We start from the raw sequence: 7,978 nt of genomic DNA, 5'->3' as shown, positions 1-7,978 counted from the left end.
TTGGGCTTATTCCAGCTGCGTAATTCGTAATACATGAAATTCCCAAAACTTTCATACCTAAATAATTTGCGGTTATAACTTCTGGCACTGTTGACATTCCAACAGCATCTGCTCCAATTTTCCTAAGCATGTTGACTTCCGCAGGGGTTTCGTAATTTGGACCGCGGACGCCACAGTAAATTCCTTCGCGAATCGGGAGTTTAAGTTCAATGCCTGTTTCAATTGCGAGTTTTTTGAGGTTTTCATCGTAAGCTGGTTTGTTGAACCTGTTTATATTTGGTGAAAAGATTTTAAGCGGATTCAAGAACATGAAGTTTATATGATCAGCAATTACCATTAAATCGCCAGGCTTGAAATTTTTGTTTAACCCGCCCGATGCATTTGTGATGATTAAAATTTTAACTCCAAGTTCATAAGCTACGACGATCGGGTAAACAACATTTTCAATTTTTCCAGATTCATAAAAGTGAATTCTACCTTGAAATCCAAGGACATCTGCGTTATTTATTTTTCCAAAAACTAAATTTCCAGCGTGCCCTTCAACGGTTGGAAGCGGATAATTAGGTATATCGCTTGTTTTAATTTTTATTTTGTTTTCAAACTCTTCGGCGACATCACCAAGTCCAGAACCAAGAATTACTGCTATTTCAGGTTGAAAGTCGTTTGTAACTTTTCTGATGTATTTTACGCTTTCTTTTACTTTCTCAATCATCTTTTAAATTTTTTATCTTCTTTTGAAGGATATAAAGCGAAATCAAACCAATAGCGACTGCAAACCAAAGCGTTGCAAATCTAATTATTATGGTGGTAGCAACAGCTATATCTTTTGGAATTTTATTTAGAATTAAAAGACCAGTCATACTTCCTTCTGTAAGTCCAAGTCCACCAGGTAGCATTGAGATTGCACCTGCGATCGTTGAAAATGAATAAATGAAAGTTGCAAGGTTAAGCGAAATATCAACCGAATATCCATAAGTTACGAGATAAAAACCTATACATTCAAAAAACCACGAAACAATTGTGATTAAAACTGATGGAATTAAAATCTTTGGTTCAATTAGCTCAAGCGTGCTGTTATAGGCGGTGTGAATTTTTGATGTAAATTTATCTCCGATTACTTTTTTCACTTGATCAAGTACGATGTAAAAAATTTTTTTCTTGCTGACTATGAAAATCCCACCAAGAATTACAAATCCAATGGTAAGGGTTATTTCTTTCCCGTAGTTGAAGTAAAATGAACCATACAAAGCTAATATGACAAGAGCGATAAAATCGGCTAATCTCTCCACGACAACTATCGGAGCGGACCGAGAGATCTGAACATCATCTGTAATTTTAAGCAAATATGATTTCAAAGCTTCTCCAAATTTTCCTGGTGTGATCGACATTGTAAGACCGCTTGTGAAGACAAGGAAACTTTTAGGCAGGGGAATTTTTATGCCAATTTTTCTTAAATAAAACTCCCAACGAAGGAAGCGAGCAATATAGTTTAAAGTTGAAAGTGTTAAGATGGGAATGATAAGAGCCCATTTAAAATGTTTTAAACTTAAAAGAAGTTTTTCAAAGTTTGCATATATTGTCATGATGGCAAGGATTAGGATGCCAATTAAAATTGAGGTAAGGATTTTTTCGTGAAGATTTTCAATCATCAGATAAAAATTTTTTCATTGCAAGGTAAAACTTTGTAAGTGGGAAGCCGACGACATTATAGAAGCAACCATTGATCCTTTCAACAAATACAGCTCCGTAATCATCTTGGATTCCGTACGCTCCAGCTTTATCGAAGGGCGAACCAGTTGCAATGTATTGTTCAATTTCGTCATCCTCTAACTCTCTAAATTTAACATCGGTAACTTCAAAGTCGGAATAAATTTTGCTCGTTTTCGTATCCAAGATCGTGAAGCCAGTATAGACCTTGTGTGTTTTTCCCGACAATTTTTTTAACATTTGCCTTGCTTCATCAGGGTCTTTGGGTTTATTTATGATTTCGCCATCAAGAACAACAATTGTATCTGCTGAAATTATCAGTGCATCATTGTAATTTTTTGCAACTTCAATCGCTTTTTTTCTTGAGAGTGTAAGAACATATTCCTCAGGTGAAGATGCTTGAGATAAGTTTTCCTCAATCCCACTTGGATGGACGATAAAATTTAAGCCGAGTTGTTTTAATAGATTTTGCCTTCTTGGTGATGTTGATGCAAGTACAATGGTTTTATTTATCTTTAGCATTTCTTGTTTCGTTTATTAATAAAAAATCCCGACACGAGGTCGGGATTAAAATTAAAAAATAAAATCGTTAAATTCAATCGAAACCTAAATTTACCTAAACATCGCTTTTATGCTTCCCCAAGTCCTTTTTACGCTTGACACTTTGTGAAGCACAGTTATAGGACCAACATAAAATGAACCATTACTTGTCACAACTTGCAATCTGTATGCGTAGATATTGTCAGTCTGTTTAAATGCGGATGCATCAACATATTCATAAATTGAATTGTTCCCCTTCGGATTTATCTCGGCGAGCTTGGTAAATTCATTAAGTTGATTTACGCTTCTTTCAAGTATAAATTTTTGAACCCCTGTCTCATCTGAGGTTTTCCATCTCACAATGATGTTATCATTTTGGCTCTGTGCGGTGAAATATTCAACAACCGAACCAGCCGTCGCTAACATAAAGCTTAAAGCCAGACATAAAAGAAGTGCTTTTTTCATGGTTTACCTATGTTCGGTTTTATTTTTTCAATTCAAAGTTAATAACATTTTCAATAAAAGTCAAGTGAGCTAATTCACATTTCATTTTACTTCGCTAAAACTCATAAGGTTTTAAATTAAATTTTCATCCTAATCAAAAGGGAAACCCAGTGGATTCTTTGTTTTTCTCAACGAGTTTGAGGAATGCGGAATAAACTGTTTCAACGGATAGTTCTTTCATACATATATTCCCGATTGGGCATTTTGTTAGGTTGCAGGCGATACAATCAAGGTCTTCTCTTCTCACCCATAGATGTTTTTCCCCATAGGGACCCTGTGCATAAGGGTTTGTTGGTCCATAGATGCCGAGCGTTGGTGTTCCAACGGCTGTTGCGATGTGCATTGGAGCTGAATCATTGCTTATCATAAAAGAACATCTTTTCAAAATCGAAGCCATTTGCTTTAGGTTTGTTCTGGGTGGGATTATTGGTTTTATTTCCATCATTGATGAGATTTTTTGTGCGTCTTCAAGTTCGTTTTGATTCCCCCATAGGATTAAAATCTTTGCTTTGAAATTTTTAGCTATTTCATCTCCGAGCCTTGCAAATTTCTCAAGTCTCCATCTTTTTGTCTCCCATGTCCCGCTAGGGTTCAAGGCTACCACGACTTTCTCATTTAATTTGTTTTCATTCCAAAATTTCTTTGCAAAATTTTCAGCATTTTCATCAATTGGCATATAAATTTCTTTGTCGATTATTTCAAGCCCTAAGGCTCTCAAAGCATCAAGATTAAATTCAACATTGTGATGAACTTCCTTTCTTGGTTTTAACTTAACATTATAAGCATAGCTCCTTCCACGAAAGGCATAGCCAACTCGATATTTAGCGCCTGTTATAAATGTGAGCAACGCAGATCTTGGATTACAAAATAGATCTATAACAAGGTCGTATTTTCTTTTTCTTAACTCGTAGAACTTTTTCAGACTATTTTTTTCTCGCTCAAAAATTATAAGTTCATCAACATATGGATTGCCTTCTATGATCTCTTTTGACGGCGGTTCTGTTAAGAAATCAATTTTCACATGTGGGAAATTGTGTCGAAGATTTTTTAAAACAACAGTTGATAGCAAGACATCGCCAATTGCACGAAGTTTTATAACCAAAATTTTAGATATTTTTTCTTTGGGGATGTTAAGCATAATAATTTTGTTTTTTCTTTAACTTAATTAAAATTAATAACGAACGAGAAACTAATCCAAAGAAAAATCCGTCAAAAATTTTTGAATCTTGGATTAAAAAACAAAAAAGGTAGCACCATGCTTAAGCGCACGCTTCTTTTAATTCTTCTTTTATCTACCACCATAATTTTTGCCTTATCTCAAGATGAAGGTCGCCTTTTTCGTTTCCCAGCGATCTATGATTCACAAATTGTTTTCACTTATGCGGGGGACCTTTACACCGTATCTGTAAATGGGGGAATAGCAAGAAAGCTCACAACCCATAGTGGCTATGAGATGTTTCCAAGGTTTTCTCCCGATGGGAAGTATATCGCTTTCACAGCTCAATATGATGGCAACACCGAGGTTTATGTGATGCCTTCTGAGGGTGGCGTTCCGAAAAGATTAACTTATACTGCGACGCTTGAACGAGATGATGTTTCCGATAGGATGGGACCTAATAACATTGTAATGGGATGGACACCAGATGGTAAATATGTAATTTTCCGTTCAAGGATGAAAAGCTGGAATGCTTTTCAAGGAAAGCTGTATAAGGTTTCACTTGATGGTGATATTCCCGAAGAACTGCCGTTGCCAAGGGGCGGTTTTTGTTCTTTTTCACCCGATGGTAAAAAGCTCGCCTATAATCGAGTATTTCGTGAATTTCGCACATGGAAAAGATACAGAGGTGGAATGGCTGATGATATATGGATATATGATTTTGAGACGAAAAAGACTGAAAATATAACGAATAACCCCGCATCTGATATCATACCGATGTGGTATGGAGATAAGATTTACTTCCTTTCGGATAGGGATGAAAACAAGCGAATGAATCTTTATGTTTACGATTTGAAAACGAAGCAAACAAGAAAACTCACAAATTTCAAGGATTACGATATAAAATTTCCATCGATTGGAAAGAATGCGATCGTTTTTGAATATGGTGGATATATCTATAAGTTTGACCTGAAAACAGAAAAAGCCGAGAAAGTTCCGATTATAATAGCTGACGATATGGCAAATGGTAGAGGTGGGGTAATCAAAGTTGCTGACTTCATCACAGATTATGATATTTCTCCTGATGGTAAAAGGGCTTTGTTTGTCGCTCGGGGTGATATTTTCACGGTTCCCGCAAAGGAAGGTCAAACCAGAAATTTAACTTCAACTTCAGGTGTTCATGAGCGTGACGCAGTGTGGTCGCCCGATGGTAAATACATCGCTTATATTTCCGATGCATCGGGTGAGGATGAAATTTACATAATACCGCAAGACGGAAGTGGTAAGCCGATACAGTTAACATCTGGTGAAGATACATACAAATATCACATTGTGTGGTCTCCCGACGGTAAAAAGATAATGTGGTCGGATAGAAAACTGCGATTAAGATATGTTGATGTTCAAACTAAGAAAATTAAAGATGTAGCCCAAGCAACCGCTGGAGAGATAAGACAATATTCTTGGTCGCCTGATGGTAAGTGGATTGCATATGTAAAGCCTGAAGAGGAAGGGCTCTCGAAGATTTATTTGTATTCACTTGAAAAAGACGAATCGTATGAGGTCACAGATGGTTGGTATTCCTCGTATAGTCCAGTTTTCAGCTCCGATGGAAAATATTTGATCTTTGTTTCGGATAGAGATTTTAATCCGATTTATGGGAGGACGGAATTTAACCATGTTTATCAGGATATGGCGAGGATTTATTTGATAACTCTTTCGAAGAGCGTTGAATCGCCGTTTAAACCGACAAGCGATGAAGTTAAGGTAAGCGAGGAAACAAAACCCGCTTCTCAAGAGCAAAGCAAGAAAGAAACATCCCAAGATAAGAAAGCGGTTAATGTCGTCGTTGACCTTGATGGGATCAAGGATAGAATAATTGGCGTGCCTATAACTCCTTCCAACTACACAAACATCGGTTATGTTTCGGATAAAATTTATTACATCAGAAGAGGATTAAAAGATGAAAAACCGTTGCTCTTGATGTATGATTTAAACGAGAAGAAGGAGACGGAAATTGGTCAGTTTAATAATTTTATCATTTCATTTGATGGAAAGAAAATGCTTGTCGTTAGAGAGAAAACATATGCTATAATAGACCTTCCAAAGTCAAAGGTTGAGTTAAAAGATAAACTCGATCTCTCTGGGCTTGAGGTAAATCTCGACAGGCGTGCTGAGTGGACGCAAATCTTTAATGAGTGTTGGAGGCAGATGAGGGAATTTTTCTATGATCCGAATTTACATGGCGTTGATTGGGAAGGTGTTAAGAAAAGATACGAAGTTTTACTTCCGTATGTGAATCATCGGGCTGATTTGACTTATATAATCGGTGAAATGATAGGAGAGCTTAACGCAGGACATACTTATGTTGGTGGAGGAGATCTGCCGAAAATTGAGAAAACGAGAGTTGGTTTGCTGGGTGCTGAACTTGAAAGGGATAAAAAGTCAGGATATTACAGAATAAAGAAAATTTTGAAGGGACAAAATTGGGATAAAAATTTACGTTCACCTTTGACCGAGGTTGGAGTGAATGTGAAAGAGGGTTACTATATTCTTGCTGTCAATGGTAAGTCGGTCAAAGAGATGAGAAATATTTATGAGTCACTTATCAACACTGTTGATAAACAAGTTAAACTTCGTGTCAATTCTCAGCCGAAGGAAGAAGGAAGTTGGGAAGTCACAGTTGTTCCAATAGGAGATGAAACAAGACTTTACTATTACAATTGGGTTCAAAGTAATATTGAGAAAGTTGAGAAAGCAACCAATGGGAAAGTTGGTTATATTCACATCCCTGATATGGGTATTATGGGATTGAATGAATTTGTAAAGCATTTCTATCCACAACTTCGAAAGAAAGCATTGATAATTGATGTAAGAGGAAACGGCGGTGGTAATGTTTCTCCGATGATAATCGAGCGGTTGAGACGAGAAATTGCGATGGTCAGCGTCTCAAGGTATATGAGTCCAACTCCAAATCCAAGGGATATGCACTACGGACCTAAAATTTGTATAATTGATGAATTTTCCGCTTCGGATGGTGATATATTCCCATACAGATTTAAAAAGTACGGGCTTGGTAAACTTGTTGGGAAGAGAACTTGGGGTGGCGTCATAGGAATAAGAGGGACGCTTCCACTTGTTGATGGTGGATATCTTAATAAACCTGAATTCGCAGTTTATGGAGCAGAGGGCGAAGGATGGATAATTGAAGGATATGGCGTTGAACCTGATGTTTATGTTGATAATGATCCTGCGAAAGAGTACGAAGGGGTAGATGAACAATTGAACAAGGCAATTGAACTTATACTTGAAGAGTTAAAAACGAAAGAGAAGAAACTCCCACCAATTCCACCATATCCGAAGAAGTAAAGAAACAAGGGGCGAGGTTTCTCGCCCCTTTTTATTTTAATTTCAAATTTTACAAAGAGCATTTTTTTCTTTATCTTTAACTTAGATAAGATGGTTGCCTTTATCCTCGCTTTTGCGGGGATTAGAGGTAAGATGCGTGGGTGAAAATTAAAAATTTTTCTCACAGGGAGGATGGCGGAGGTAAAAGCTAAAATCGAACCCGAACTTGTCCAGATTGACGGCTCACAAGGGGAAGGTGGCGGGCAAATGTTGAGAACATCCCTTGCTCTTTCGGTTCTTCTGTTGAAACCTTTTGAAATGATAAATATCAGAGCGAATAGACCAAATCCCGGACTTCAAGCCCAGCATCTTAAAGCAGTTGAAGCATCCGCCAGTATTTCAAATGCGATCATCGATGGTGCAGTAATTAAATCAAATCGGATAAAATTTTTTCCAAGGGAGCTTAGACATGGGAATTTTAAATTTGATATAGGCACAGCTGGTTCAACATCACTTGTTTTGCAAACGCTTTATTTACCGCTTTCATTCGCAAACGGAACATCAAATTTAATAATTACGGGTGGAACTCATGTTTCTTGGAGCCCAACTTTTGATTACATTAAAAATTGCTGGCTTTACTTCATGAAAAGAATCGGTTTGAAAATTGATGTTGAGTTGAAAAGAGCTGGATTTTATCCACATGGTGGGGGAGAGATCAAGGCTTTG

7 protein-coding genes are annotated in these 7,978 nt (G+C 37.1%); 2 read left to right on the top strand and 5 right to left on the bottom strand.

The window, feature by feature from the left end; translation table 11 throughout:
- From AWW78_RS09190 to AWW78_RS09170, 5 genes are all read right to left on the bottom strand, one after another.
- Positions 1 to 712, bottom strand: a 712-nt coding sequence (locus AWW78_RS09190; protein ID WP_047134977.1) for a purine-nucleoside phosphorylase, incomplete at its 3' end; no start/stop codon positions are given.
- Positions 705 to 1,649: a lysylphosphatidylglycerol synthase transmembrane domain-containing protein gene (locus AWW78_RS09185; protein WP_047134976.1), complete on the bottom strand. Its 945-nt coding sequence runs from the start codon at positions 1,647 to 1,649 to the stop codon at positions 705 to 707. The genes AWW78_RS09185 and AWW78_RS09190, both read right to left, overlap by 8 nt.
- Positions 1,642 to 2,229: a Maf family protein gene (locus AWW78_RS09180; RefSeq protein WP_047134975.1), complete on the bottom strand. Its 588-nt coding sequence runs from the start codon at positions 2,227 to 2,229 to the stop codon at positions 1,642 to 1,644. Before AWW78_RS09180 ends, AWW78_RS09185 begins: the two co-directional genes overlap by 8 nt.
- Positions 2,230 to 2,319: 90 nt before the next feature.
- Positions 2,320 to 2,712 (bottom strand): hypothetical protein, encoded by a 393-nt coding sequence (locus tag AWW78_RS09175; RefSeq protein ID WP_047134974.1) that lies wholly within the window; start codon positions 2,710 to 2,712, stop codon positions 2,320 to 2,322.
- A gap of 133 nt (positions 2,713 to 2,845) precedes the next feature.
- The gene (locus AWW78_RS09170) at positions 2,846 to 3,889 is read right to left on the bottom strand and encodes a glycosyltransferase family 9 protein (RefSeq protein ID WP_047134973.1); all 1,044 of its coding nucleotides are present in this window, start codon (positions 3,887 to 3,889) and stop codon (positions 2,846 to 2,848) included.
- Positions 3,890 to 4,006: 117 nt separating this feature from the next.
- On the opposite strand from AWW78_RS09170, the gene AWW78_RS09165 reads away from it, so the two are divergent.
- Complete coding sequence (locus tag AWW78_RS09165) at positions 4,007 to 7,273, top strand: S41 family peptidase (protein ID WP_047134972.1); 3,267 nt, start codon at positions 4,007 to 4,009, stop codon at positions 7,271 to 7,273.
- A gap of 171 nt (positions 7,274 to 7,444) precedes the next feature.
- Positions 7,445 to 7,978: RNA 3'-terminal phosphate cyclase (locus tag AWW78_RS09160; RefSeq protein ID WP_047134971.1), on the top strand; the 534-nt coding region annotated here is incomplete at its 3' end.

Source organism: Candidatus Kryptonium thompsonii, assembly GCF_001535985.1.
In the GTDB taxonomy this organism is placed as follows: Bacteria; Bacteroidota; Ignavibacteria; order Kryptoniales; family Kryptoniaceae; genus Kryptonium; species Kryptonium thompsonii.
Note: the sequence above shows the minus strand (reverse complement) of the source record. Positions and strands in the feature narration are given on the sequence as shown.